The organism is Martinezella sp. CNPSo 3957 (assembly GCF_057784395.1).
Window position 1 is genome coordinate 248109 of record NZ_JBXSOU010000005.1, and the last position, 24717, is coordinate 272825.

Below are 24717 nucleotides of genomic sequence, written 5' to 3' on the forward strand. Positions count from 1 at the left end.
CCGTGGAAGTCGTAGATACGCAGGATCTGATGCGCGGAGCGCAATTGCTGCCCGATACCGGCGAACCCGGTTTCGGCGTCTACGTGCATTGGCCTTTCTGCGCAGCCAAATGTCCCTATTGCGATTTCAACAGCCATGTCCGCCATCAGCCTGTCGATCAGGAGCGTTTCGCCGCCGCCTTTCTGAAGGAAATGGCGACGATGCGGATGATCAGCGGCCCCAAAACCGTGACCAGCATCTTCCTCGGTGGCGGCACACCGTCGCTGATGAAACCGGAAACGGTGGGCGCGATCCTCGATGGCATTGCCAGGACATGGCATGTGCCTGACGGCATCGAGATCACCATGGAGGCCAATCCGTCGAGCGTCGAGGCAGAGCGCTTTCGAGGCTACCGCGCCGCCGGGGTCAATCGCGTATCGATGGGCGTGCAGGCACTGAACGACCGCGACCTGAAATTCCTCGGCCGGCTGCACAATGTCGAGGATGCGCTGAAGGCAATCAGACTGGCGCGCGAGATTTTTCCGCGCATGTCCTTCGACCTTATCTATGCTCGCCCGAACCAGACCGTCGAGGAATGGGAACGCGAGTTGAAAGAGGCGATCTCCTATGCGGTCGATCATCTCTCGCTCTATCAGCTGACGATCGAGGAAGGCACGCCGTTCTATGGCCTGCACAAGGCCGGCAAGCTGATCGTGCCCGATGGCGATCAATCGGCGCTCCTTTATGAGGCGACGCAGGAGATTACCGAGCGCGAGGGCATGCCGGCCTATGAGGTTTCCAATCACGCGCGTCCCGGCGCCGAAAGCCGGCATAATCTCACCTACTGGCGCTATGGCGACTATGCCGGCATCGGTCCCGGCGCCCATGGCCGCCTGACGCGTGGCCCACAGAAGCTGGCGACGGCGACCGAACGCAAGCCGGAGAGCTGGCTCGATATGGTCGAGCGCGACGGCCACGGCATGATTGACCAGGAAATGCTGGGGTTCGACGAACAGGCCGACGAATTGCTGCTGATGGGCCTGCGGCTGCGGGAGGGCGTCGATCTAGCCCGCTGGCAGCAGCTGTCCGGCCGCGATCCAGATCCGCAGCGCGAGGCGTTTTTACTGGAACACGGTTTCATAGAGCGGATCGGCAATTCCCGCCTGCGCTGCACGCCGGCGGGAATGCTGGTTCTCGACTCGGTCGTCGCCGATCTCGCCTGTTAACACCTCTCCCTTGAGGGCGAGGTCGCCGCGAAGCGGCGGGCGGGGGTGATTGCTGAAGGCACAATTGAGCCTTCAGTTCCAAACAGGATCACCCCAACCCGGCACTTACGTGCCGGCCCTCCCCCTTAAGGAGAGGGTGAATAGCCTTCCATCGATTGCCGCCAGACCCACCGCAATCAGCGCCATGCCGATAAAATGCTTCGACTGCAGGCTCTCGCCGAGAATGAGCGCGCCAAGCAGGATTGCGCTGACGGGAATGAGGAAGGTGACCAGCATCAGGTTGGTGGCGCCAGCCGTTGCCAGAATGCGGAAGAACAGCACATAGGCGATGGCGGTCGACAGGATTGCCAGGCCGGCGAGCGCCAGCCAGGTCTCGGTGGACGGTATTGCCAGCGTCCAGGGACGATCGACGAAGAGCGCGATTGGCAGAAGCATTATCGCCGATCCAGTCACCTGACCGGCGGCGGGAATGATCGGCGCCAGCCCCATGCGGCGGAAACGGCGGCCGAATATGCCGGCCAGCGAGTAGCTGAAGGCGGCACCCAGCACGGCAAGCTGCGCCAGCACGTTAGAGCCGAGGCTTGTAAGCACCGAGGGGCCGATCATCAGGGCGACGCCGGCAAAGCCGACGATGACGCCGATCAGGCGATTACCGGTCATCTTCTCATCCTCGGTCAGGAAATGGGCGACGACGACAGCAAAGAGCGGCGTGGTGGCATTGAGGATGGATGCAAGGCCGCTGGCGATATGGGTCTGCCCCCATACGATCAGCAGGAAGGGAATGACATTGTTGAGGAAGCCCATGCCGAAGAAGGCGAGCCAGGTCTGGCTGTCTCTCGGCATCGCATGGCCGGTGGCGCGTACGATGACATGCAAGGCAATGGCGGCGAGCGCGACGCGTGCGGTAACGATGGTGAAGGGCGGCAGTTCGCGCACCAGAATGCCGTTGAAGAGGAAGGAGCCGCCCCACAGGATGGATAGCCCCACCAGCATGCTCCATTCGACCGCGCCCATGGATTTCTGTAGCATGAGACTATCTCCAGCATCAGCTGATTGAGTTTTGCTTATCAGTGGCCAATCGTGACATCATTGCCAACCACCGATATTGCTGGAATAATCTCGCTATATAGGGGCTCTGACAAGCGAGTCTTTTTCAAATCACGATTTAGCTGAGCTCAATCATCATGGATCAATTGCCATCCCTTTCGGCGCTGCGCGCCTTTGAAGCCTCCGCCCGGCATCTCAGCATGACACTGGCGGCAAATGAGCTGCATGTGACGCCGGGCGCCATCAGCCTGCAGATCCGCGACCTCGAAAGCACCCTCGGCGTACGGCTTTTCGAGCGGCGAGCCCGGAGCCTGGCGCTGACGAGTGAAGGTGCCGAATATTTTGCGACGATGCGAACGGCATTCCGCCTCATCCGCGAGGCGACAGCGGCTCTCGCAATGCGCTCCAAGGATACGGTGCTGACCCTTACCTGCACAGCCGGCTTCGCCACGCACTGGCTGGTGCCGCGGCTGCGGCGCTTCGAGGAGGCCCATCCCGATATCGACCTGCGCATCAGCGCCTCCTATCGCATGATGGATTTCCAGCGGGATGGGATCGATCTTGCCATCCGCCACGGCCTCGGCGGCTATGAGGGATTGGCAAGCGAACGATTTCTCGATGACGAATATGTTCCGGTCTGTACGCCGGAAATGGCGGCTGCACTCGGCCCCTCCCCTGCGGTTGACGATCTCGCCACCCTGACGTTGATCCATGATGTCTACCGGCGTGACTGGGAGCTCTGGCTGAAGGCGGTCGGGGCAACGCGGGTGGATGCCATGCATGGGCCGGTCTTTACCGACGGCATGGGCGCATACCACGCCATGAAGGCTGGCCTTGGTATCGCCTTGATGCGCCGCTCCTTCGTGGAGCAGGAACTGGCTGACGGCACGCTTGTTGCGCCATTCCCGACGGGATTTGCAAGCGCGCTTGCCTATCACCTTGTCTATCAGCCCGGTGCGCTGGAAAGGCCGGCGATAGCGGCGCTGCGTGCCTGGCTATTTTCCGAGGTCTCACGCACGACGCCGCCGGCGTAGAGATCGGCTTTCCGGATACCAGTGACATCTGCACTGCGCCCCGGCGATGGATAGCCCAAAGAAAACGGCCGGCGGTGAGGCCGGCCGTGAGACACGGAGTGAATGCTGATCGCTCAGCTTACTCGTTGATGAGGCGCTTCAGCAGCTCAATCTCGTGCGACAGCTTGCTATCGCCGGAAATCAGCTCCTCGATCTTGCGCACGGCATGCAGAACCGTGGTGTGATCGCGACCACCGAAGCGGCGGCCGATTTCCGGGAAGGAACGCGGCGTCAGCGTCTTCGACAGATACATAGCGATCTGGCGCGGCTTGACGATGACGCGCGTGCGGCGGTTCGAAACCAGCTCCTGGCGCGACACGTTGTAGTGACGTGCGACGATACGCTGAATGTCCTCGATGCGGACGCGGCGCGGCTCGCCGGAGCCGACAAGATGCGCCAGCAGTTCGTCGACGCGCTCTACCGTCAGGTTCGGTTCGAAGGAGCGACGGAAGATAAGCTGGTTGAAGGCTCCTTCCAGTTCGCGGCCGCTGGCGGTCACGTTGCGGGCGACATGCGAGAGAAGCTCGGCCGGGATTTCCAGCGACGGATCGTCCTGGCGGGCAGCATCGAGACGGCGCTTGAGGATCTCAAGGCGCATTTCATAGTCCGGCGCCTCGACTTCGATCGCCACACCGCCCTGCAGGCGCGAACGCACGCGCGGGTCGAGCGATTCCAGCTCCCAGGGAGCACGATCGGCAGCGACGACGACCTGCTTGGCGCTGTCGAGCAACATGTTCAACAGATGGCAGAACTCATGCTGGATCATCTTACCCTGCAGGAACTGCATGTCGTCGATGATGAGCAGGTCGATATTGCGCAGCGAGTCCTTCAGCGTCAGCGCATCATTGTCGCGGATCGCGGTTGCGAAGCGCCACATGAAGTATTCCGCCGTCAGATAGACGACACGCAGGCCGCGCGGGTTCTGCACGGCTGCATTGGCGATCGCCTGCAGAAGGTGGGTCTTGCCAAGGCCAACCGTTGCATGGACGAAGAGCGGGTTGAAGCGCACGGCACCGGAGCCGGCTTCGGCGATGGTCTTTGCCGCGGCAAGGCTGACGCGGTTCGAGCTGCCTTCGACGAAGGTATCGAAGGTGAAGCGAGAATCGAGCGGAGAGCCGAAGAGCGGCGAACCTGCCATTGCGGGCCGCGCAGCCGCAGCCGCACTCACGGCTTGGGCAACCACCTGGCCGGCCGGCTGGGCGACGGCGCGACGGATCGGCGCGACAGCCGCCTGGTCCGGCACCGCCGGCTGCTCATCGGTAGATGGCTTCGCGCCCTGCCGGGTTGCAGTGCGCACCAGAATTTCGACTTTGAGGATCTCGGCATCCTCAGCCTGGAACAGGCTAGTGATAAGATCGAGATAGCGGTTGTTGATCCACGACTTCAGAAATGTCGTCGGAACCGTGAGGCGAACGACGCTCTTCGATACCGAATGAAGCTTGAGCCGCGCAAACCAGCTGGCATAGACATCGGGTCCGACCTGAGCCTTCAAGCGCGCGCTGACGCGCTCGAACAAATTACTTCGCGCCACGTCGCCCTTTTCCCCCGCCGCTTCTAAGCAAACCGCACCGAACGCCTGCGCATTGTCCCCATTTTCCAACGCACCCGTCGCCCTCGTATGTATCTGCATATAGTGCCGCCTTCCAAAGTCTCTTTATAGGGCGGGAGCACATCACTGCCGCCCCTGGTTCTTCGCCATGGCATGACGATCGCGCTCGTTGTCCCAAGCAGCGCCGCATACCGGTTCATCAGCCACGCCCGGCCAGCGGGCTTTACAGGAACACTGTGGCGAAAACCGCTCTTTAAAGCAGCATTCGTCTCGGCGTCTGTAACCGGAGCGTCAATCGGCCCTCGTATTCCGATTGACCGCTCCAATGGCTGTCAATTTTTCTCCCCTCCCCGCAGCCGCGCCAATAATTTGGGCCGCAAAGGACAGACAAGCTTCCTCGTTCCGCAAGCGTCGCCGCTTCCGGTTCTTACTCGTCAACTGTTTGAAAAAACGGAACTGAACCGCTCCGTCACAAGAGACAAAACCACCTCCACCGCCATACGTAACGGTGTTTGCCGAAGCCGTTTAAGGTGAAATCCGCGCCCCTTGTTGAAATCCATTTAGGCAGGATCGAAGGCAGATATCAACGATGAATTTTACACAAAATTAAGAGGCGGCCATTGACTCAGGAGGCCATTTTTGACTGTCACAAGCCCTTCAAAAAAGAATCGCTGTTGAATCAAAGAGATTCCTGTCGAACGCGATTCTCACAGCTTTCAAAAGAAAAAAAATAAAATATCCCTTGACTCAGTTGTGAGCCGGCAATGCGTCATGCAGATCACCCAGCGCTGAGATATCCTGCCGTAAGCCATTGTTTTAAAATGTATATTTCTGTCACGGCACTGACATGATCGAGCAGTCAATTTTGGCAATGCGGCGTTTTTTTGGCTGAATCCAAAAAGCCCGGCGCGAGGGCCGGGCTTAATACTAACGATAGACTCGTTAACGAAAGATTATGCAGTCGGGGCCGAAAGGGCCTTCACGCGCTTGGCAAGACGCGAAACCTTGCGGGAAGCGGTGTTGGCGTGAAGCACGCCCTTCTTTGCCGCGCGAGCCAGTTCCGGCTGAGCCGCGACGAAGGCTGTCTTTGCGCGATCCGCATCACCCGATGCGATGGCTTCTTCGACCTGGCGAACGAACGTGCGAACGCGCGAGCGACGAGCCTTGTTGACATCGGTGCGGCGGGCGATCTTGCGGGTCGCTTTTTTCGCCGAGGTAGTATTGGCCATGTATGCCTCTCTTAGAATTCGAACAAAACTCCATCGTTGCGGCGTAGGCCCCATGGCCACTTCATCCAGCAATGCGGGAGCAATTGCGGAAAACCAGAGCGGCTTTCCAAACTGTGGCGGGCATATAACCGGAATGAGCCGCGGCGTCAACGCGGATTCTCGCCAAACCCGCGTAATTCCGGAATCTTGGTCCCTACCGGTTCTTGAAAGCCGGCTTGCGCTTCTCGACGAAGGCCGCCATGCCCTCCTTCTGATCCTCTGTAGCGAACAGGCTATGGAACAGGCGGCGTTCGAAGCGCAGTCCCTCCTCGAGCGTGGTTTCGAAGGCACGGTTCACCGCCTCCTTGGCCATCATCACGGCAGGACCGGAATAAGAAGCGATCTTGGCGGCAGCGGCCAGTGCCTCATCGAGCAGCTTGTCTGCCGGTACGACGCGCGCCACAAGGCCGGAACGCTCCGCCTCGGCCGCATCCATCATCCGGCCCGTCAAGATGAGGTCCATCGCCTTGGCCTTGCCGACCGCACGTGTGAAGCGTTGCGAGCCGCCCATGCCAGGGATGACGCCGAGCGTGATTTCCGGCTGGCCGAATTTGGCGGTTTCCGAGGCGATGATGAAATCGCACATCATCGCCACTTCGCAGCCGCCGCCGAGCGCAAAGCCGCTGACCGCCGCGATGACAGGCTTGCGGGCATTGGCAATCTCGGCCCAGCCGCTGAAGAAGTCATTCTTATAAGCGTCGACGAAATCGAGCGATTGCATTTCCTTGATGTCGGCGCCGGCAGCAAAGGCCTTTTCCGAACCGGTGAGCACGATCGCACTGATGGCATCGTCAAGATGAAGAGCGGCATAGGCTTGCTTCAGCTCGGACAGGACCGTTGAGTTCAGCGCGTTCAGCGCCTGCGGCCGATTGATCCGGACGAGGCCGACGGCCCCATGTGTCTCGACAATGAGGGTTTCGTAGGCCACTTCTCTCTCCCTTTTATCAGCTTTGACCCTTCAATCACCCTTGGCAGGAGGCGCAGTAGAAAGAAGAGCGCCCCGCCTGGACGATGCGACTGACCGTACCGCCGCAGCCTGGCGTACTGCAAGGCTGCGCTTCGCGATCATAGACGGAAAAGGAGTGCTGGAAATAGCCGAGCGAGCCGTCCGTCTGGATATGATCACGCAGCGACGAGCCGCCAGCGGCGATCGCATCGGCAATGACCTCGCGGATCGCCTCGACGAGCGTGAACAGCGCCTCCGTCGGCTGTCCGGCATCCGTGACCAGCGTCCCGGCGGCGCGCAATGGCGACAGGTGAGAACGCCACAGCGCCTCGCATACATATATATTGCCGAGGCCCGCGATGTTTTTCTGGTCGAGCAGCGCGCTCTTCAGCGGCTGCGCCTTGCCGCCAAAGCGCTTAGTCAGATAATCGGCGCTCAGTTCATTGCCCGTGGGTTCCGGCCCGAGATCACGGAAGAAGGGGTGGCTGGCCATTTCGGCCCGCCGGACGAGATCCATGAAACCGAAGCGGCGCGGGTCATTATAGATGACGCGCGCATCGCCGCTTGCACCCGCCAGATGGAAGAGGACGTGATCGTGCTTCTCGTCCTTGGAGCGGGGATGATGGAAGGTTCCTGGCGTCTCGGCCGCCGCACCTTCCTCCACCCGGAACGAACCAGACATGCCGAGATGCGCAATAATTGTGTTGCCGTCGTCGAGATCGATCAGCAGGTATTTGGCGCGGCGGGACAGCGACGTGATGCCGCGGCCCGCAACATGCCGAGCGAAATCGGCCGGGAAAGGAAAGCGCAGATCGTTGCGGCGCAGCTCCAGCTCCTTCAGAACGGCACCCTCCATGGAAGGCGCAAGGCCGCGTCTGACGGTTTCGACCTCTGGTAATTCCGGCATGGCTATCCATCTTTATGTTTCAACCGCTTATGATCTGAGCTATAGCCCAAGGCATTGCGGCTGGTGATCTGGCTGATGAGATAGCGTGGCAAACGCGATTTCGCTATGGTCCGCCGCTTAATTGTGTAACGGAGTTGAGCCGATGGCAGACAGCCGCACCTCCGCCGATGGCGGCATGGAAACATCCTATGGCTTTCGCGAAGTAGCCGATGGCGAAAAGCAGGGCCTCGTCAACGAGGTGTTCCACAAGGTCGCCAAGCGCTATGACGTCATGAACGACGTCATGTCCATGGGCATGCATCGTGCCTGGAAAGACGCGATGATATCAGCGCTCAACCCACGCAAGGAGCCTGGCTACAAGGTGCTCGACGTTGCCGGCGGCACGGGCGATATCGCCTTCCGCATCGTGGAAGCCTCGAACCGCCTGGCGCATGCAACGGTGCTCGATATCAACGGCTCGATGCTGGCCGTCGGCGCCGAGCGTGCTGAGAAAAAGAAGCTTTCCGACAACCTCACCTTCGTCGAAGCGAATGCCGAGGAACTGCCTTTCGAGCCGAACTCCTTCGACGCCTATACGATCGCTTTCGGTATCCGCAACGTGCCGCACATCGATGTGGCATTGAAAGAGGCCTATCGCGTGCTGAAGCGCGGCGGCCGGCTGCTCGTGCTCGAATTCTCCGAAGTCGATCTGCCGCTGCTCGACCGCGTCTACGACGCCTGGTCCTTCAACGCCATTCCCAAATTCGGCAAGGCGATCACCGGCGATGCCGAGCCCTATCAATATCTGGTGGAATCAATCCGCAAGTTCCCGAACCAGCGGGACTTCGCGACGATGATCCGCGAGGCCGGCTTCTCGCGTGTGAGCTTCACCAATTACACCGGCGGCATCGCCGCGCTGCACTCCGGCTGGAAGCTCTGAAGCATGATGTCGAGCCACATGACGCGGCCGAAGGTTTCCGCTCGTCAGGACTTTGAGGTGCCATCTTTTTGCTTTGACGCAACTCCTGACGGAAAACCGCTACGCACTTTTCCTGGAATTGCTCCATGAGTGCTTTCGGCGCATATTTCGGCCTTGTTCGGGTCGGCTGGGTGCTCGTGCGCGAAGGCGTGGTCATGGCGCTGCCGTCGGAGGGGCTGCCGCCCTCCGTCAGTCTCGCCAAGTCCTTCGTCAGCATCTTTGCGCGCCGGAAGGCGAAGAGCCAGGCCCGCAGCGACCGGCTTGCACAAGCGGTCGAGCGGCTCGGCCCCTCCTATGTGAAGATCGGTCAGTTCCTGGCGACCCGGCCCGATGTCGTTGGCGTGGATATGGCCAACGACCTGTCCAAGCTTCAGGATCGGATGGCCTTCTTCCCGCATGAAACGGCGACGGCAGCCATCGAGTCTTCGCTCGGCCGGCGCATCGACGATCTCTATGCCAGCTTCGACGCGCCGATCGCCGCCGCGTCGATAGCGCAGGTGCATCCGGCCGAAATCAAGACGGCAGAGGGCCGCAAGCGCGTTGCCGTCAAGGTGGTCCGGCCTGGCGTACGTCAGCGCTTTTCTAACGATATCAAGGCGATGTATCTGGTTTCACGGCTGCAGGAGCGGTTCATGCCCTCCAGCCGGCGTCTTCGCCCGGTGGAAGTGACCAAGACGCTCGAGCAGACCACCAAGGTCGAGATGGATCTGCGGCTGGAAGCGGCCGCGCTCTCCGAGATCGCCGAAAACACCGAGAAGGATCCGGGCTTCCGCGTTCCGAAAGTCGACTGGGAACGCACCGGCCGCGACGTCATCACCATGGAGTGGATCGACGGCGTGAAGATGTCCGACGTCGATGGGCTGAAGGCGGCCGGCCACGATCTCAACGCGCTTGCCGATACGCTGATCCAGTCCTTCTTGCGCCACACGCTGCGCGACGGCTTCTTCCACGCCGACATGCACCCCGGCAACCTTTTCGTCGATGCAGCGGGCATGATCGTCGCTGTCGACATGGGGATCGTCGGGCGATTAGGGAAGAAGGAACGCCGTTTCCTGGCCGAAATCCTCTACGGTTTCATCACCCGCGACTATATCCGGGTGGCCGAAGTGCATTTCGAAGCCGGCTATGTACCTGCGCATCACAATACGGAGAGTTTTGCGCAGGCCATCCGTGCCATCGGCGAGCCGATCCATGGCCAGCCGGCCGAAACCATCTCCATGGGCAAGCTTCTGACCCTGCTCTTCGAAGTAACGGAACTCTTCGACATGGAAACGCGGCCCGAGCTGGTAATGCTGCAGAAGACCATGGTCGTGGTCGAGGGCGTATCGCGCATGCTCAATCCGCGCTTCAACATGTGGAAGGCTTCTGAACCGGTGGTCGGCGACTGGATTCGCACCAATCTCGGCCCGAAGCGGATCATGACAGATTTGAAGGACGGTTTGAAAGCGGCCGTGAAGCTCGCCGAAGCCGCACCCGAGATCGCCGCCAAGACCGAGAAATTCCATCACGAACTGCTGCATATGAGCGAAAACGGCCTGCGTTTCGATCCGCAGACCGCCGAAGCGATCGGCAAGGCCGAGGCCAAGCACAGCCGCTCCGGCCGCTTTGCGCTTTGGGTAATTGCGCTGACGCTGCTCTATATCGCCTGGCATCTGAGCTGATCGCCAAGCTTTCTGCTGCTTCTCCCTCGCCTTGGCCCAAATAGCTCGGCCGGCGCACGAAGCCATATGCGCGCGCAAACATAGAGTTGCGCAACGTATGCACTCGCCTCAAAATCAGTCTGTCTGGCACGGATCAAGGTGTTCGCCATTTGGGATATCCCATTGACGATAAGGCTCGCATAGCCTTGCAAAAAAGGAGAACAGCAGAGATGGAGCGTCAGAGAGCCGGTATCGAGCTCAGCGGGCAACCCCTTGGGTTCAGCGATCTGGTGCGGATCGGCGCGGGAGCCGTCCTGCCGTCGGCATCGGAAAGCGGCATGGCCCGGGTGCGGCTGGCGCGCAGCGTTCTCGAAAGCACGATCCAATCCGGCATGCCGGTCTATGGCTCGACAACCGGTGTCGGTGCGATGAAAGATGTCGAATGGTCTCCTGAAGATCTCGATGCCTTCAATCTCGGCCTCGTGCGCGCTCATCATTTCGGTACTGGCGCTCCGTTCTCCATGTCGGTCGTGCGCAATGCCATGGCGATCCGGGTCAATACCGCGCTCACCGGCCAGGTAGGTTGTTCGCAGGAACTGATCGAAGCCTATCTGCAGCTGTTGAGCTCGGATGTCATTCCCGTCGTCAGGCGTACGGGTTCGATCGGCTGCGCGGATATCGGCCTGATGGGCCAGATCGGCGCGGTTCTGACCGGCGTTGGCGAGGCCGTCTATCGCGGTCGCCGCATGCAGGCTGCCGATGCCTTCGATGCCGCCGGTATCGCTCCTGTCAAGATGATGCCGCGCGACAGCCTGGCCTCGCTCAGCGTCAATGCGGTCAGCTTCGCCGCCGCCGCGGAGACAACCCGCAATGCTGCTGCCTCGATCCGCGTGCTGCTTGCGACCGGCATGATGGCGGCCGGCGCGCTCGGCGCCTCGCGCGATCCGTGGATTTCCGTGCGCCATGTCGGCACCGCCCGCGAGGCACTGATCGGCGCCTGGCTCTGCAACGCCTCTGAAGAATGGCCCTGGCCGGTCGCAACCCATGTGCAGGACCCGCTGAGCCTGCGCATGATCGCCCAAGTCTTCGGCGCCGTTATCGAGAACCTTTTAACGGCGGGCCACAAGATTCTGGCCGCCACCGGCCGCTCGGACGACAATCCCGTCATCGTCGATGGCCGTGTGATGACCTCCGGCGGCTCCCTCCCGCTCGATGTCACCGTGCTTCTGGAAGCAGCCGTCATCTGCATGGCCCATGCGGCCCGCAACGCCTTCAATCGCTGTGTCCTGCTCGGTAACGGCCAGCGGCGTGGGTTGCCCGTCAATCTCGTGCCGGAAGGTAGGATCGCGACCGGCTTCGGCCCGATCATCAAGCTCGCCGGCGAGATCTTCTCGCGTGTTCTCTCCATGTCCAATCCGGTCTCGGCGCAGTCGCTGGTGGTTGCGGCCGGCATGGAAGACGAGGCCGCCTTCCTGCCACTGGTCATCGAGCGTTTCGAGCGGCAGATGCGGGCACTGAAGCGTCTGGCCGCTCTTGAAGCCCTGCTGTCGGCCCAGGCGATGGACATTCTCGGCGACAAGCCGGAAGGCGTGGCGCGTATGCTCTATGACGTCGTGCGCAAGCATGCCGACTTCTATGTCGTCGATCGTCCCCTTTCGGCCGAAGTCGAGGCGATCGAGGAGGAACTGGGCTCGGAGGCTTTCGTTTCAGAGTTGATCGCTCACAAGCCGATCCTCGCCTATGATGATTTCTTCGCGCTCGGCTCGCTGGAGCGGGTCGAAGAGCGGCTTTATCGCGACACGATTGCCATCTGAATTAACGACGCGCGGAGGGAACGCACATGGCCGATTTCGATCTTGTTCTGCAAGGCACCGTGGTTCTGCCTGAACGCATCGTGGAAGCCGGCTATGTCGCCGTGCGCGACGGCAAGATCGCCGAGGTCGGCATTGGCGTGCCGCCGGCAGCGCGTGAGCGGCACCTGCTCGGCAAGGCTCTGATCCTGCCTGGCGCGATCGACGCGCAGGTCCATTCCCTTTCCCAGAAGGATCAGGAGGATTTCATCTGGTCGACGCGCTCTGCAGCGGCCGGCGGCGTCACCACCATCGTCGACATGCCCTATGACGAAGGCAATCTTGTCTGCTCGGCAGCGGCGGTGAAGAAGAAGATCGACCACGCAGCGCCGCAGTCGCGCGTCGACTTCGCCCTCTACGGCACCGTCGATCCGGAAGAAGGCCCGGCGCGCATCGCCGAAATGGTCGAGGCCGGTGTGGCCGCCTTCAAGTTCTCCACCTTCGGCACCGATCCCAAGCGCTTTCCCCGCATCCCGCCTGCCCTCCTCGACGCCTGCTTTGCCGCGATCGCGCCGACCGGCCTCACCGCCGGCGTCCACAACGAGGATGACGAAGCGGTCCGCACCTATATGGAGCAGGTGAAGGCGAGCGGCGTCACCGACTACCGCGCTCACGGCCTTTCCCGCCCGCCAATCACTGAACTGCTTGCCATGCACACGATCTTCGAGACGGGCGCTGATACCGGCTGCCCGGCGCATGTCGTGCATTGCTCGCTCGGCCGCGGCTACGACATCGCCCGCGCCTATCGCCGCGACGGCTTCAAGGCGACGGTCGAATGCTGCATCCATTATCTGACGCTCGACGAAGAAAACGATGTGCGGCGCCTCGGCGGCAAGGCGAAAATTAATCCGCCCATCCGCCCGCGCGCCGAAGTGGAAACCTTGTGGCGCAAGGTGGCGGAAGGCAATGTCTGGCTCGTCTCGACCGATCACGTCAGCTGGTCGGAAAACCGCAAGACCAATCCGGACATGCTGGCGAATGCTTCGGGCGTGCCGGGACTGGAGGTCATGGTGCTGCTCTTCGTCAAGGGTGCTCTCGAACGCGGCGTGCCGCTGACCTGGGCTGCAAAGCTGATGGCGGAAAACCCGGCTAAGCATTTCCGCCTCGATCATATCAAGGGCGCTCTGACGCCGGGCAAGGACGCCGATATCGTCGTGCTGGAACCGCGTGAAACGATCTATGATGCGGCTGCTAGCGGCAACAATGTCGTCGGCTGGAGCCCCTATAACGGCATCCGTCTGCCCTGGACGGTGTCCGCCGCCTACCTTAGAGGCAAGCAGATCACTGAGGGACAGAAAGTGCTCGCCGAGCCCGGCTCAGGCGGCTTCGTCCGTCCCTCGCCTCGCCAAATTCTTGCCGGAGATGCAGCCTGATGACCGAAACCAAGCGCCACAACCTGCCCGTAAATGCCGATCGTATCGCGGAGGATATCGATACTCTGGCCAGCATTACCGAGCCGGGCCATCCCTGGACGCGCCGAGCCTTCTCGCCGCTCTTCCTCGAAGGACGCGCCTATATCGACGCGCGGATGAAGGCGGCAGGGCTTGAGACCCGCATCGACGCCGCCGGCAATCTGATCGGCCGGCGTGCTGGCACGAAACCCGGCCTCGGCACGATCCTTGTCGGCTCGCATTCCGACACCGTTCCTGATGGCGGCCGCTTCGACGGCATCGCCGGCACGATCGCCGCGCTCGAAGTCGCACGTTCCTTGAAGGATCGCGGCATCGAGCTCGATCATGACCTGGAGATCGTCGATTTCCTCGCCGAAGAAGTCAGCATCTTCGGCGTTTCCTGCATCGGCAGCCGCGGCATGACCGGGCAGATCCCCGAGGCGTGGCTCAGCCGCGCGAGCGGCGACCGCACGTTGTCGCAGGGCATTGCCGAAGTCGGCGGCGATCCTTCCGTGCTGCTCTCCCAGAAGCGTCCGGATCTTGCCGGTTTCCTGGAGCTGCATATCGAACAGGGTCCGGTGCTGGAAGCCGAGAACAAGGATATCGGCATCGTCACCGCGATCGCCGGCATCACCCGCATCGAAATCACCGTGGAAGGCCGCGCCGACCATGCCGGCACGACGCCGATGGATCGCCGCGCCGACGCACTGGTGGCAGCCTCACAATTGGTCCTCGACATTCGCCAACGTGCCGCCGAGCAAGCAAAGACGCCGGGTCATTTTGCTGCGACGGTCGGCGAATTCCGTATCGAGCCGAATGCGGCCAATGTCGTGCCGTCCAAGGTCGTGCTGCTGATCGACGGACGCGCCGAAATCCGCAGCGACATGGAGGATTTCCTCGCCTGGCTCGACGGTGAGGTGAAGACCATCACCGCCGATTATGGCGTCACGATCAACCCGCCGGTGCGCGTCTCCGACAATATGCCGACGCCGGGTGCTCCGGTGCTGCTCGAAACGCTCGAGCGCGCCTGCGATACGGTTGGTGCAAAGCATCGCCGCATGGCCTCCGGCGCCGGCCACGACACAGCCTGGATCGCCAAGGTCGCGCCTGCCGCCATGATCTTCGTGCCCTGCAAGGAAGGTCGCAGCCATTGCGCCGAGGAATGGGCCGAGAATGACGACATCGCCATGGGTGCTGCCGTGCTCTTCGAAGCGGTGCGCGACATGGACAAGAACCTCAAACAGAACCGGGAGTAGCCAATGGGACGCGTACTCGTTGCCAAGGATGTGGAAGCGGCCGTCAAGGGCGGCTCCGTTTACGCCGCCGGCGGCGGCGGCTGGGCCGATCACGGCCGCATGCTCGGCTATGCGGCCGTCAATGTTGGCAAGCCGGAGCTGGTGTCGATCGAGGAACTCAACGACAACGACTGGATCGCCACGGCCGCCGCCATCGGCGCACCGGCCTCCACGACGCCCTGGGAAATGCAGGGCATCGATTACGTGAAGGCCACGCAGCTGCTGCAGGACGAGCTTGGCGAAAAGCTTTCCGGCCTGATCATCGGCCAGAACGGCCGGTCCTCGACGCTGAACGGCTGGCTGCCATCGGCGATCCTCGGAACGAAGGTGGTGGATGCGGTCGGCGACATCCGCGCGCATCCGACTGGTGATATGGGTTCGATCGGCATGGCGGGTTCGCCCGAGCAGATGATCCAGACCGCCGTCGGCGGCAACCGGGCCGAAAACCGCTATATCGAGCTCGTCGTGAAGGGCGCGACGGCGAAGATTTCGCCGATCCTACGTGCGGCATCCGACCAGTCCGGCGGCTTCATCGCCTCCTGCCGCAATCCGCTGCGCGCTTCTTATGTCCGTACACATGCGGCGCTCGGCGGCATCTCCATGGCGCTCTCGCTCGGCGAAGCGATCATCGAGGCGGAAAAGAAGGGCGGCAGCGCCGTCATCGACGCCATCTGCAAGACCACCGGTGGCCATATCCTTGCCGAAGGCACCATCACCAAGAAGGACGTCGTCTACACGAAGGAAGCCTTCGACATCGGCACTATCTCGGTCGGTAGCGGCGACAAGGCGGTCATCATGCATGTGATGAACGAATACATGGCGGTCGAGGATACCAGCGGCAAGCGCCTGGCGACCTTCCCCTCCGTCATCACCACGCTGTCGCCGGAAGGCGAACCCTTGAGCGTCGGCCAGCTGCACGAAGGCATGAAGGCTTTCATCCTGCATGTGCCGATGGACATCATTCCGCTGTCTGCCAGCGTGCTCGACCCCACGGTCTATCCCTCCGTCGAAAAGGCCATGGGGATCGAGATCGCGAAATACGCACTGGCAGGCAAGAAAGGCTGAAAAGCGCAGGAGGCTTGAATGGCCCGCGATGCCGGTCTCGAAGAATTGCTGAGAGAAGAGCTCGGGCAACGACCCGGGCTCAGCGAAAAGGCGATGTTCGGTGGCTGGGCCTTTCTGCTCAACGGTCATCTCCTATGCGGCGCCCGTGACGACGGGATGCTGATCCGCCTTGGTAAGGGCAACGATGCGTGGGCGCTGGAGCAGCATGACGTCAAAACCATGTTGATGGGCGGCCGCGAGATGAAGGGGTGGCTGCGTGCGGGGCCGGAGGCCTATGGCAACGACATGCTGCGCAAGCGGCTGCTTCTGGCCGCGCTGGACTTCGTCGAAGGCCTGCCGCCGAAATAGCCGGGCCACCGAAACAACAAGGAAAACAGGGAAGGGAAATCCATGCCGAAAGCCAATCCACGTCATCCGAAATTCCCCATTCCGGGCGGCCCGGAGCTGCGTGCCAAAGGCTGGCGGCAGGAGGCCCTGCTGCGCCTGCTCGAAAACGTGCTCTCGGTCGGCGAAGATCCGGACAATCTCGTCGTCTACGCCGCTCTCGGCAAGGCTGCCCGCAATTGGGCGGCGCATAAGGGCATCGTCAAGGCGCTGACCGAAATGGATGAGAACCAGACCCTGCTCATCCAGTCCGGCAAGCCAATCGGCCTCATCCGTACGCATGACAAGGCGCCGCTCGTCATCATGGCGAACTGCAACATCGTCGGGCAATGGGCGAAGGCGGAAGTCTTCTACGAACTGCAGCGCAAGGGCCTGATCTGCTGGGGTGGCCTGACGGCCGGCGCCTGGCAATATATCGGCAGCCAGGGCGTCATCCAGGGCACCTACGAAATCTTCATGCGCATTGCCGAGCGTCGCTTCGGCGGCGATCTTTTCGGCCGTTTCGTGCTGACGGCCGGTCTCGGCGGCATGGGCGGCGCGCAGCCGCTCGCCGGCCGCATGGCGGGTGCCGCCATCCTCTGCGTCGATATCGATGCGGAGCGCGCGAGGAAGCGCCAGGAAATCGGCTATCTACAGGAAATCGCCCCGGATCTCGATTCCGCGCTGGCGATGATCGATGCAGCCGTCAAGGAGAAGCGGGCGCTTTCCGTCGGGCTGGTCGGCAATGCGGCGGAGATCTATCCCGAGATCGCAAGGCGCGGCATCGTTCCCGATATCGTCACGGACCAGACCTCGGCGCACGATCTCGTCTATGGCTATGTGCCGAAGGGCATGAACCTGCAGCAGGTTCGGGACTTGCGCGACGACGGCCAGGGGCAGCTGATGGCGGCAAGCCGCGCCTCGATCGTCGAACATGTGAAAGCCATGCTGGATTTCCAAAAGAAGGGTTCCGAAGTCTTCGACAACGGCAACCTGATCCGCACGCAGGCGAAGGAAGGCGGCGTTGCGAACGCTTTCGATATCCCGATCTTCACCGAAGCCTATCTGCGACCGCTCTTTTGCCGCGCCATCGGTCCATTCCGCTGGATGGCGCTATCAGGCGAGGAAAGCGATATCGCCCGCATCGACGATCTGCTGCTGGAAATGTTCCCGGATAACAAGATCATCACCAACTGGATCAAGCTTGCCCGCCAGCACGTGCCCTTCGAAGGTCTGCCGGCACGCATCGCGTGGCTCGGCCATGGCGAGCGCACGGCGCTGGCCCGCCGCGTCAACGAGCTTGTTTCAAGTGGCGAACTCAAAGGCCCGATCGCCTTCTCGCGCGACCATCTCGATGCCGGCGCCATGGCGCATCCGAACATCATGACCGAGCGCATGAAGGACGGCTCCGACGCCATCGCTGACTGGCCGCTGATCGACGCCATGATGCTCTGCTCGTCCATGGCCGATCTCGTCGTCGTCCATTCCGGCGGCGGCGGCTATGCCGGCTACATGACGAGCTGCGGCGTCACCGTGGTCGCCGACGGCACGGCTGCCGCCGACGAACGGCTCGACCATGCATTGACCAACGACACCGCGCTCGGCGTCATGCGCTATGCCGATGCCGGCTACGAGGAAGCGCTGGACGAAGTTGCGAAAAAGGATGTGCCCTATATCCGTTTGGGATAAGCGCGCCTGTTCTTAGCGGCTTCGAAAGACTATGGTCCCGGGCAATTCAAGTCGACCTGTTTTACACGCAATTCCGGACTGAAAACCGCTGCGCACTTTTCCTGGAATTGCTTTGGAGAGTTGCCCGTGATCCCCTGGACCTTGCTCGACACTGCGAAAATCCCTGGCGGCGGCGAGCTGCGTTTGAAGCAGCGCGGCCAGGAATTTTCCATCATGCTCGGCACCAACGAGCTTATGAACAGCCGTTTGAGCGGCTCCGAGCGGGCACTAGCCACGCTTTCCTGCGAGAAGATCAAGGGCCGGAAGGCGCCGCACATACTGATCGGCGGCCTCGGCATGGGCTTTACCTTGCGTGCGGCCCTTGGCGAACTCGATGCGGATGCAAAGGTCACGATTGCGGAGCTGGTTCCGGCAGTCGTCGCTTGGGCACGCGGGCCGATGGAAACGGTCTTTGACGGTTGTCTCGACGATCCGCGCGTCGCCATTCACGAGGGCGATGTGCGTCCACTTATCCGCGCCCGCAAGGCGAGTTACGACGCCATCCTGCTCGATGTCGACAATGGTCCTGACGGTATTACGTCGGAAGCCAATGACGGTCTCTACGATTATCAGGGCCTGAAGGCAGCGCGTGATGCCTTGCGGCCCGGCGGTGTGCTCGCGGTCTGGTCGTCGGGGTCTGACGAGCGCTTCACAAGACGGCTGCGCGATAGCGGTTTTGCCGCCGAGGTGGTCAATACGCGTGCCAATGGCAAAACGGGCGCGCGTCATGTCATCTGGCTCGCCACAAAATCGGGATCATAACGCGTCGAATTGAAATAGCGCTCGAGATGCTATATATCAATGTCATATCTCAAAGGAGTTATGGCATGGACACCGCAAAGATCTTCTGGTCCGGCCGCTCGCAGGCCGTGCGCTTGCCGAAGGAATTCCGCCTCGATGGTGAGGAAGTGCGCATCCGCCGGCAGGGAAAAGCAATCATTCTGGAGCCGATCGCCGAAGATTGGGATTGGTTGGAAGCTGTTACAGGGCCGGTTGATCAAGACTTCGTAGAAGCGACCGAAGAAGAGCCCGCTGAGCAGCAACGCCCCGAGCTGGATATCTTCAAGTGAAGTATCTGCTCGACAGCAATGCCGTCATCGCCCTGATGAAAGGACATTCCGGCTTCGTCAGCGAGCTGCGCAGACACAGGCCGCAAGATTTCGCCATTCCGGCCATCGTGGCACACGAGCTGTTTTATGGTGCCTATAAGGGCCAGCGCGTCGCCGAGAATCTTGCGCGTGTGGAAGCCCTTCAGTTCGAGACGTTGGACTTCGATGGGCAAGATGCCCGTGTGGCCGGCGAAATTCGCGCAAACCTTGCTTCCCTTGGCACACCGATCGGTGCCTATGACGTTTTGATCGCGGGGCAGGCCGTCGCCCGCGATCTGATCCTGATAACGCACAATGTCAGAGAGTTCGAACGCGTTGACCGGCTGCGTTTTGAAGACTGGGAGTCCTTGCCGAGCGGCTAAAGATAGCGCGTTTCCTCCGGCGCGCGATCGAAGCGGTTGTCGCGGCCGTCGAAATAGCCGACAGGAAGCGAGGCGAGCTCTTCATCGGTGGCATTATCCAGGCAGCTGATGCTGATCGCATAGAACTTGCCGCCGAGGGCTGGATTTTCACCCCAGTTGAAGGAGCTGATGCCGCAATTTTTGCAGAAGAGGTGATGCAGGATGCGCGGGCCAAACTGATATTCGCCAATGTTGTCTTCGCCCGAGGTCAGGCGGAAATCGGCGGGCGTGGCGACAGCCAGCCAGTTGCGTTTCTTCTTGCAGATCGAGCAATTGCATTTGAAGGTACCGCTCTGCAGATCGAGATCAGCTTCATAGCTCACCGCGCCGCAATGGCAACTTCCGTGATAGGTCTTCTTCATTACTCTCATCCTTCCCTTGAGGTGGCTTCTGCGTAGGCGGCGTATTTGTCGAGCGCCTGTTCCCAGCCGCCGGTCTGCAATCTCAGCTCTGTATCGTCAGGCAGCTCGACCTTGCGGAAGACGAGGCGTGTCTTCTCGCCGCGCTCATGAAACTCGACGGTCACCTGCATCGGATGTTCAGGCCTCCCCTCCTGGTTTTCCCAGGCGAAGGTGAAGACGAGGCGCTCGGGCGGAACGATCTCCAGATAGCGGCCATGGCTCCAATATTCCTTGCCCTCCGGCGTGAGAATGCAGTGCCGCCAGGCGCCCCCTTCCCGCAGGTCGACGGAAACGGATGGGGCCGTCATGTTTTGCGGTCCCCACCAGTGCATCAGATGCTGCGGTTCCGTCCAGAGGCGAAACAGCAGGGCACGCGGCGCGGCAATCTCGCGGGTCAGCACGATCTCGCGCGGCGGCCGCACGCTGCCGCCCTCAGTTGCTGGGGTCATTCTTTCCTCCCTTTTGCAATAGCGCTGCGTAGTCCTCTAGGCGATCGAGATTGTCGTTCCAGAACTGGCGATAGCTCTCCAGCCAGTCATCGACTTGGCGCAGCGGCTTCGCTTCCAGCCGGCAGGGTCGCCATTGCGCTTCCCGACCCTTCGAGATCAGGCCGGCCTTCTCCAGCACCTTCAAATGCTTGGAGACGGCGACCAGCGACATCTCGAAGGGTTCGGCCAGTTGGGAGACGGATGCCTCGCCGGTCGTCAGCCGCGCCAGGATCGCCCGGCGGGTGGGATCGGCTAGGGCCGAAAGGGTCGCGCTCAACGTGTCCATTTGTAAACCATATAGTTAATTAACTTATTGGTTTAATATATGACGCAGGCGCGCGATGTCAAGAAGCTGCTGCCGGCACGCAATCTCAGGAAATGACGTTGGAAACTTCGATCAGGTTCTGGTCGGGATCGCGGAAATAGACGGAGAGAATGGGGCTGGTCGCGCCGGTTCGGCACACGGGGCCTTCCTCGATCGCGACGGCCTCAGCTTGCAAGTGAGCGACAACGTCATCAAGCGGCGTCGTGCTGATGAAGCAGAGGTCGGCCGAACCCGGTGTCGGCCGATCGGCCTTGGGCTCGAATTCACGGCCGGCTTGATGCAGATTGATCTTCTGGTTGCCGAAGATGAGAGCCTTGCGGCCCTCCCCGAAAGTTTCGACACCCATACCGAGGACACGGGTATAGAAATCGCAACTCTCCTCGATGCTCGCAACCGTGAGCACCAGATGATCGAGATGGTCGATACGGATCATGGTGGCCTCCTGGGCTCAGCGACGCGCCAGCCTGGCAACGGCAAGGGCGCTGGCCAGACAGAATGCCAGCATGACCAGGATGAAGGCAACCACGGCATTCCAGCCATCGGCGAGCCAGAAATAGCCGCCGACCGAGCCCGCTATACTGGAGCCGAGATAATAGGCGAGCAGGTAGAGCGAGGAGGCGTGCCCCTTGAAGCCATCGGCCAGCCGTCCCACCAGCGCACTGGCGACGGAATGGGCCATGAAGAAGCCAATCGTCACCAGGACAATGCCGAGAATGATCAGCGGCAAGGAGCTGGAAAGCGTCACCGCCGCACCGAGCGCGGCGATCAGAACGCCAATCGGCAGCACGATGAAATGGCCGATGCGATCGCCGAGGAGGCCTGCCGCCCACGAGGCGACGATGCCGAAGAGATAGGCGGTGAAGATCAGTCCAAGCTCGGTCTGGTTGAGATCATAGGGATCGGCGACAAGACGGAAGCCGGCATAGTTATAGACCGTTACGAAGGAGCCCATGACGAGAAAGCCGATGGCAAAGAGCAGCGGCAGCGCCGCATTGCCAAAATGACCGCTCCAGGCCTTCACATGGAAGCCGGCATCGAAGCCCTTTCGCGGCATAAAATTGCGCGACGGCGGCAGCAGATAGAGGAAGCCGATGGCGGCGATCAGGCCGAGAATGCCAACGGTCGCCAAAGCCGGCCGCCAGCTCAGATATTCGGCGATCGTGCCGGTCACCACGCGCCCGGCCATGCCGCCGAAGGCGTTGCCGGCGATATAGAGGCCCATGGCACCGCCGAGGCCGCGCGGTTCGATTTCCTCAGCCAGATAGGTCATGGCGACGGCCGGGACGCCGCCCAGCAAAAAGCCTTCTAGCGCGCGAACGGCAAGCAGCATATGCCAACTCGGCGATACCGCGCAGACGAGCGTACAGATAGCCGCGCCGAGCAGCGAGATGAACATCAGGCTGCGGCGGCCGAGGCTTTCGGAAATGGCGGCGGCGCCGAAGATCGCGAAGGCCAGGAAGCCCGTCGAAAGCGACAGCGACAGCGAACTTGCGGCAGGCGTGATACCGAAATCCTGAGAAAAGATCGGCATCAGCGGCTGCACGCAATAAAGCAGCGAGAAGGTGGCAAAGCCCGAGAGAAACAGCCCAATGGTCGCGCGGCGGAAGGCGGGCGTGCCGCGCGTCAGGAATTGGCGGGGCTCGGTCGGCGGCTCGTTTCTGACGAGCGTCAATTCGGGGTGGGAGGTAACTTCGGACACAGTGGTTTGCTGCTTGCTTGCGGCGCGAAACATCGGTGGCACCTGACCTTTCTTGCCTTGGAATCTAGCCAGACGAGCTCCATTAGTCCAATATATGGAACAGGCGATCTCAATAGCTTTTGGAGATAGCGATGGAGCTGCGTCATATCCGCTATTTTCTGGCGCTGGCCGAAGCGGGAAACTTCACCCGTGCGGCGGCCAAACTCGGTATCGGCCAGCCGCCGCTCAGCCAGCAGATCCGGGACCTGGAAAACGAAGTGGGTGCGCAGCTGTTCCACCGCGTGCCGCATGGTGCAGAACTGACGGTGGCCGGCGAGGCGTTTCTCGCGGAGGCGAAAATGGCGGTCGATGCGGCGGAAAAGGCAAAGCTCGCCGCCCAGCGCGCCAATCGCGGCGAGATCGGCCGCCTGTCGCTTGGCTTCACCGCCTCTTCCGCCTTCAACACCATCGTCACGGCAACCATTCGCGAGTTTCGGCGGCATTGGCCGGAAGTGCTGATATCGCTGACCGAGATGAACACCAATGCGCTGATGGAGCGGCTGATGCGCGGCGAGATCGACGCGGCCTTCATTCGCCCGGGCCTTGAAGATCCGAGAGACGTGCGCCTGAAGCGTTTTGCCGATGAGCCGATGCTGATCGCGCTGCCGGCTCATCATCCTCTGGCGAGTAAGGAACGCGTGCCGGTTGCGGCGCTCGTGGGCGAACCCTTCATCCTCTTCCCGCGCATGGTGGGGCTGAGCCTCTATGACGATATCGTCGCCGCCTGCCGCGAGGCGGGCTTCGACCTCGTGGTGACGCAGGAGGCGCCGCAGATCCCCTCCGTCGTCAATCTCGTGGCCGCAAACCTAGGCGTTTCCATCGTTCCGGCTTCGATCGCACAGATCAAGCTCGACGGCGTGGCCTATCGGCAAATCGACGGGCCGCCGGTCGTGGCGCGTCTCGGCCTTGCCAGTCTCAAGGCGCAGCGATCGCCCGTCATCGCCAACCTCATGAGTCTGATTGCGTAGCTATTTGTTTTCACGCAATTCCGGACGCAAAACCGCTTCACACTTTTGCTGGAATTGCTCCCGCTCCCAATAAGGCGGATCGCCGAATGCCTTCTTTAGATGATCGGCCATGGCACGCAGTTTGGCCGAGGGGTTGCGCCCTTCCGGATGGGCCATGAAGATGAATTCCGGCTCCGGCTGGTAGCCGACGTCGATCTCGACAAGCCGCCCCTCCCTCACCGAAGGTCCGGTGATGAAGGCCGGCAGCAATGCGATACCGAGGCCGGCAATCGCGGCATCGTGAAGGACATCGCCATTGTTCACGCCCAGCGCCAGCTTTCCACGGATGACCACCGCGCCCTCTGGTCCCTCGAAACGCCAGTCGGTGACACCGCGATTGGTGTAAAAAATACCGCGATGACCCTCGAGATCGGAGAGCGAAGCAGGTTTGCCGTTGCGGCTGAGATAATCCGGCGAAGCCACGAGAAGGCGGCGGCTGCGGGCAAGCTTCCATGCGACAAGGCGCGAGTCGGCAATCAGGCCGTGACGAATGATCGCGTCGTAACCGTCCGAGGCGGCATCGACCCGGCGGTCGTCGAGATCGAGCGTCAGTTCGATCTCCGGATGCGCGGCGAGAAACGGGTAGAGAGCCGGCCCCAGATGCAGGCGCCCGAAGGTGACGGGTGCGGCAATGCGCAGAGGTCCCATCAGCGTGCCGCGCCGCTCGGCGAGATCGGCCGCCGCCTCGCGAACCTCCTGTGCGATGCGGGTCGCGCGCTGCAGAAAGGCAGCACCATCCTCCGTCAGGGTCAGCTTGCGGGTCGTGCGGTGAAGCAGGGTCGCTCCCAATGCCTTCTCCATTTCCGACAGGCGTTCGCTGACGACGGATTTCGACAGGCGGAGGCGTCGAGCCGCCTCACTGATCGAGCCAGCTTCGGCTACGGTTACAAACGTCACTATCCCATCGATCTTCAACATCGTTCGGCAATTCCGAATTCGAATTCCACTATTTGCAGACTAATC

At 61.5% G+C, this 24717-nt stretch carries 25 protein-coding genes; 14 read left to right on the forward strand and 11 right to left on the reverse strand.

All coding sequences use genetic code 11. The features are described from left to right. Positions 1-29: 29 nt before the first annotated feature. Positions 30-1205: a radical SAM family heme chaperone HemW gene (hemW, locus tag AC13QE_RS14990; protein ID WP_132716657.1), complete on the forward strand. Its 1176-nt coding sequence runs from the start codon at positions 30-32 to the stop codon at positions 1203-1205. A gap of 105 nt (positions 1206-1310) precedes the next feature. On the opposite strand, the gene AC13QE_RS14995 is transcribed toward hemW, so the two are convergent. Next, positions 1311-2234: a DMT family transporter gene (locus AC13QE_RS14995; RefSeq protein ID WP_488484247.1), complete on the reverse strand. Its 924-nt coding sequence runs from the start codon at positions 2232-2234 to the stop codon at positions 1311-1313. 155 nt (positions 2235-2389) lie between these two features. On the opposite strand from AC13QE_RS14995, the gene gcvA reads away from it, so the two are divergent. Continuing rightward, on the forward strand, positions 2390-3286 hold the full coding sequence (gene gcvA, locus AC13QE_RS15000) for a transcriptional regulator GcvA (protein WP_488484248.1): 897 nt from the start codon (positions 2390-2392) through the stop codon (positions 3284-3286). A gap of 118 nt (positions 3287-3404) precedes the next feature. Here the strand turns inward: gcvA and dnaA are convergent, their stop codons facing one another. The 4 genes from dnaA to mutM form a co-directional block, all read right to left on the reverse strand. Further along, positions 3405-4955: a chromosomal replication initiator protein DnaA gene (gene dnaA / locus AC13QE_RS15005; protein WP_132715659.1), complete on the reverse strand. Its 1551-nt coding sequence runs from the start codon at positions 4953-4955 to the stop codon at positions 3405-3407. 872 nt (positions 4956-5827) lie between these two features. Then, the gene (gene rpsT / locus AC13QE_RS15010) at positions 5828-6103 is read right to left on the reverse strand and encodes a 30S ribosomal protein S20 (RefSeq protein WP_132715658.1); all 276 of its coding nucleotides are present in this window, start codon (positions 6101-6103) and stop codon (positions 5828-5830) included. A 193-nt stretch (positions 6104-6296) separates the two neighbouring features. Next, a complete protein-coding gene (locus AC13QE_RS15015; protein ID WP_488484249.1) occupies positions 6297-7070 on the reverse strand; it encodes an enoyl-CoA hydratase in 774 nt (257 codons plus the stop codon). A gap of 34 nt (positions 7071-7104) precedes the next feature. Continuing rightward, entirely contained in the window at positions 7105-7995 is an 891-nt protein-coding gene (gene mutM / locus AC13QE_RS15020) for a bifunctional DNA-formamidopyrimidine glycosylase/DNA-(apurinic or apyrimidinic site) lyase (protein ID WP_488484250.1), read from the reverse strand. Between the two features lie 142 nt (positions 7996-8137). Here mutM and ubiE point away from each other — a divergent pair, with 142 nt between their 5' ends. From ubiE to AC13QE_RS15075, 11 genes are all read left to right on the forward strand, one after another. Beyond that, positions 8138-8914 carry a bifunctional demethylmenaquinone methyltransferase/2-methoxy-6-polyprenyl-1,4-benzoquinol methylase UbiE gene (ubiE, locus tag AC13QE_RS15025; RefSeq protein WP_488484251.1) on the forward strand — a complete coding sequence of 259 codons (777 nt, stop codon included), beginning with the start codon at positions 8138-8140 and terminating at the stop codon, positions 8912-8914. Between the two features lie 125 nt (positions 8915-9039). Further along, entirely contained in the window at positions 9040-10614 is a 1575-nt protein-coding gene (gene ubiB, locus AC13QE_RS15030) for a 2-polyprenylphenol 6-hydroxylase (RefSeq protein ID WP_488484252.1), read from the forward strand. A gap of 209 nt (positions 10615-10823) precedes the next feature. Next, the gene (locus AC13QE_RS15035) at positions 10824-12407 is read left to right on the forward strand and encodes an aromatic amino acid lyase (protein ID WP_488484253.1); all 1584 of its coding nucleotides are present in this window, start codon (positions 10824-10826) and stop codon (positions 12405-12407) included. A 26-nt stretch (positions 12408-12433) separates the two neighbouring features. Continuing rightward, positions 12434-13816 (forward strand): hydantoin-5-propionate amidohydrolase, encoded by a 1383-nt coding sequence (gene ertD, locus AC13QE_RS15040; protein ID WP_488484254.1) that lies wholly within the window; start codon positions 12434-12436, stop codon positions 13814-13816. Next, positions 13816-15090: a Zn-dependent hydrolase gene (locus tag AC13QE_RS15045; RefSeq protein ID WP_488484255.1), complete on the forward strand. Its 1275-nt coding sequence runs from the start codon at positions 13816-13818 to the stop codon at positions 15088-15090. Before ertD ends, AC13QE_RS15045 begins: the two co-directional genes overlap by 1 nt. 3 nt (positions 15091-15093) lie before the next feature. Then, positions 15094-16194 carry a thiohydantoin desulfurase gene (gene ertC / locus AC13QE_RS15050; RefSeq protein ID WP_488484256.1) on the forward strand — a complete coding sequence of 367 codons (1101 nt, stop codon included), beginning with the start codon at positions 15094-15096 and terminating at the stop codon, positions 16192-16194. Positions 16195-16212: 18 nt separating this feature from the next. Continuing rightward, complete coding sequence (locus tag AC13QE_RS15055) at positions 16213-16542, forward strand: TfoX/Sxy family protein (protein ID WP_132715650.1); 330 nt, start codon at positions 16213-16215, stop codon at positions 16540-16542. A 42-nt stretch (positions 16543-16584) separates the two neighbouring features. Next, positions 16585-18246 carry a thiourocanate hydratase gene (gene ertB / locus AC13QE_RS15060; RefSeq protein WP_132715649.1) on the forward strand — a complete coding sequence of 554 codons (1662 nt, stop codon included), beginning with the start codon at positions 16585-16587 and terminating at the stop codon, positions 18244-18246. A gap of 126 nt (positions 18247-18372) precedes the next feature. Beyond that, complete coding sequence (locus tag AC13QE_RS15065) at positions 18373-19047, forward strand: spermine/spermidine synthase domain-containing protein (RefSeq protein ID WP_132715648.1); 675 nt, start codon at positions 18373-18375, stop codon at positions 19045-19047. A 65-nt stretch (positions 19048-19112) separates the two neighbouring features. Continuing rightward, a complete protein-coding gene (gene vapB / locus AC13QE_RS15070; protein WP_132715647.1) occupies positions 19113-19355 on the forward strand; it encodes a type II toxin-antitoxin system antitoxin VapB in 243 nt (80 codons plus the stop codon). Next, positions 19352-19756 (forward strand): type II toxin-antitoxin system VapC family toxin, encoded by a 405-nt coding sequence (locus AC13QE_RS15075; protein WP_132715646.1) that lies wholly within the window; start codon positions 19352-19354, stop codon positions 19754-19756. Before vapB ends, AC13QE_RS15075 begins: the two co-directional genes overlap by 4 nt. Here AC13QE_RS15075 and AC13QE_RS15080 read toward each other — a convergent pair. The 5 genes from AC13QE_RS15080 to AC13QE_RS15100 all read right to left on the reverse strand — a co-directional run bounded on the left by AC13QE_RS15080 (position 19753) and on the right by AC13QE_RS15100 (position 22741). Beyond that, positions 19753-20157: a GFA family protein gene (locus AC13QE_RS15080; RefSeq protein ID WP_132715645.1), complete on the reverse strand. Its 405-nt coding sequence runs from the start codon at positions 20155-20157 to the stop codon at positions 19753-19755. The genes AC13QE_RS15075 and AC13QE_RS15080 overlap by 4 nt on opposite strands. 5 nt (positions 20158-20162) lie before the next feature. Then, complete coding sequence (locus AC13QE_RS15085) at positions 20163-20645, reverse strand: SRPBCC family protein (RefSeq protein ID WP_132715644.1); 483 nt, start codon at positions 20643-20645, stop codon at positions 20163-20165. Beyond that, positions 20629-20970 (reverse strand): metalloregulator ArsR/SmtB family transcription factor, encoded by a 342-nt coding sequence (locus AC13QE_RS15090; protein WP_132715643.1) that lies wholly within the window; start codon positions 20968-20970, stop codon positions 20629-20631. The genes AC13QE_RS15085 and AC13QE_RS15090 overlap by 17 nt, the downstream gene beginning before the upstream one ends. 85 nt (positions 20971-21055) lie before the next feature. Beyond that, positions 21056-21442: a VOC family protein gene (locus AC13QE_RS15095; protein ID WP_132715642.1), complete on the reverse strand. Its 387-nt coding sequence runs from the start codon at positions 21440-21442 to the stop codon at positions 21056-21058. A 15-nt stretch (positions 21443-21457) separates the two neighbouring features. After that, the gene (locus AC13QE_RS15100) at positions 21458-22741 is read right to left on the reverse strand and encodes an MFS transporter (protein ID WP_488484257.1); all 1284 of its coding nucleotides are present in this window, start codon (positions 22739-22741) and stop codon (positions 21458-21460) included. Positions 22742-22839: 98 nt separating this feature from the next. Here AC13QE_RS15100 and AC13QE_RS15105 point away from each other — a divergent pair, with 98 nt between their 5' ends. Next, positions 22840-23715, forward strand: a complete 876-nt coding sequence (locus AC13QE_RS15105) for a LysR family transcriptional regulator (protein ID WP_488484258.1) — start codon at positions 22840-22842, stop codon at positions 23713-23715. On the opposite strand, the gene AC13QE_RS15110 is transcribed toward AC13QE_RS15105, so the two are convergent. After that, complete coding sequence (locus tag AC13QE_RS15110; protein ID WP_488484259.1) at positions 23716-24672, reverse strand: LysR family transcriptional regulator; 957 nt, start codon at positions 24670-24672, stop codon at positions 23716-23718. Between the last annotated feature and the right edge of the window lie 45 nt (positions 24673-24717).

What these genes read in the sequence shown, in the direction of transcription:
- ubiE (WP_488484251.1), top strand. Translation starts at nt 8,138, where the DNA reads ATGGCAGACAGCCGCACCTCCGCCGATGGCGGCATGGAAACATCCTAT.
- AC13QE_RS14995 (WP_488484247.1), bottom strand. Translation starts at nt 2,234, where the DNA reads ATGCTACAGAAATCCATGGGCGCGGTCGAATGGAGCATGCTGGTGGGG.
- AC13QE_RS15045 (WP_488484255.1), top strand. Translation starts at nt 13,816, where the DNA reads ATGACCGAAACCAAGCGCCACAACCTGCCCGTAAATGCCGATCGTATC.
- ertB (WP_132715649.1), top strand. Translation starts at nt 16,585, where the DNA reads ATGCCGAAAGCCAATCCACGTCATCCGAAATTCCCCATTCCGGGCGGC.
- ubiB (WP_488484252.1), top strand. Translation starts at nt 9,040, where the DNA reads ATGAGTGCTTTCGGCGCATATTTCGGCCTTGTTCGGGTCGGCTGGGTG.
- ertC (WP_488484256.1), top strand. Translation starts at nt 15,094, where the DNA reads ATGGGACGCGTACTCGTTGCCAAGGATGTGGAAGCGGCCGTCAAGGGC.
- AC13QE_RS15035 (WP_488484253.1), top strand. Translation starts at nt 10,824, where the DNA reads ATGGAGCGTCAGAGAGCCGGTATCGAGCTCAGCGGGCAACCCCTTGGG.
- vapB (WP_132715647.1), top strand. Translation starts at nt 19,113, where the DNA reads ATGGACACCGCAAAGATCTTCTGGTCCGGCCGCTCGCAGGCCGTGCGC.
- gcvA (WP_488484248.1), top strand. Translation starts at nt 2,390, where the DNA reads ATGGATCAATTGCCATCCCTTTCGGCGCTGCGCGCCTTTGAAGCCTCC.
- hemW (WP_132716657.1), top strand. Translation starts at nt 30, where the DNA reads ATGCGCGGAGCGCAATTGCTGCCCGATACCGGCGAACCCGGTTTCGGC.
- rpsT (WP_132715658.1), bottom strand. Translation starts at nt 6,103, where the DNA reads ATGGCCAATACTACCTCGGCGAAAAAAGCGACCCGCAAGATCGCCCGC.
- AC13QE_RS15105 (WP_488484258.1), top strand. Translation starts at nt 22,840, where the DNA reads ATGGAGCTGCGTCATATCCGCTATTTTCTGGCGCTGGCCGAAGCGGGA.
- AC13QE_RS15090 (WP_132715643.1), bottom strand. Translation starts at nt 20,970, where the DNA reads ATGGACACGTTGAGCGCGACCCTTTCGGCCCTAGCCGATCCCACCCGC.
- dnaA (WP_132715659.1), bottom strand. Translation starts at nt 4,955, where the DNA reads ATGCAGATACATACGAGGGCGACGGGTGCGTTGGAAAATGGGGACAAT.
- AC13QE_RS15080 (WP_132715645.1), bottom strand. Translation starts at nt 20,157, where the DNA reads ATGAAGAAGACCTATCACGGAAGTTGCCATTGCGGCGCGGTGAGCTAT.
- ertD (WP_488484254.1), top strand. Translation starts at nt 12,434, where the DNA reads ATGGCCGATTTCGATCTTGTTCTGCAAGGCACCGTGGTTCTGCCTGAA.
- AC13QE_RS15110 (WP_488484259.1), bottom strand. Translation starts at nt 24,672, where the DNA reads ATGTTGAAGATCGATGGGATAGTGACGTTTGTAACCGTAGCCGAAGCT.
- mutM (WP_488484250.1), bottom strand. Translation starts at nt 7,995, where the DNA reads ATGCCGGAATTACCAGAGGTCGAAACCGTCAGACGCGGCCTTGCGCCT.
- AC13QE_RS15100 (WP_488484257.1), bottom strand. Translation starts at nt 22,741, where the DNA reads ATGTTTCGCGCCGCAAGCAAGCAGCAAACCACTGTGTCCGAAGTTACC.
- AC13QE_RS15095 (WP_132715642.1), bottom strand. Translation starts at nt 21,442, where the DNA reads ATGATCCGTATCGACCATCTCGATCATCTGGTGCTCACGGTTGCGAGC.
- AC13QE_RS15085 (WP_132715644.1), bottom strand. Translation starts at nt 20,645, where the DNA reads ATGACCCCAGCAACTGAGGGCGGCAGCGTGCGGCCGCCGCGCGAGATC.
- AC13QE_RS15055 (WP_132715650.1), top strand. Translation starts at nt 16,213, where the DNA reads ATGGCCCGCGATGCCGGTCTCGAAGAATTGCTGAGAGAAGAGCTCGGG.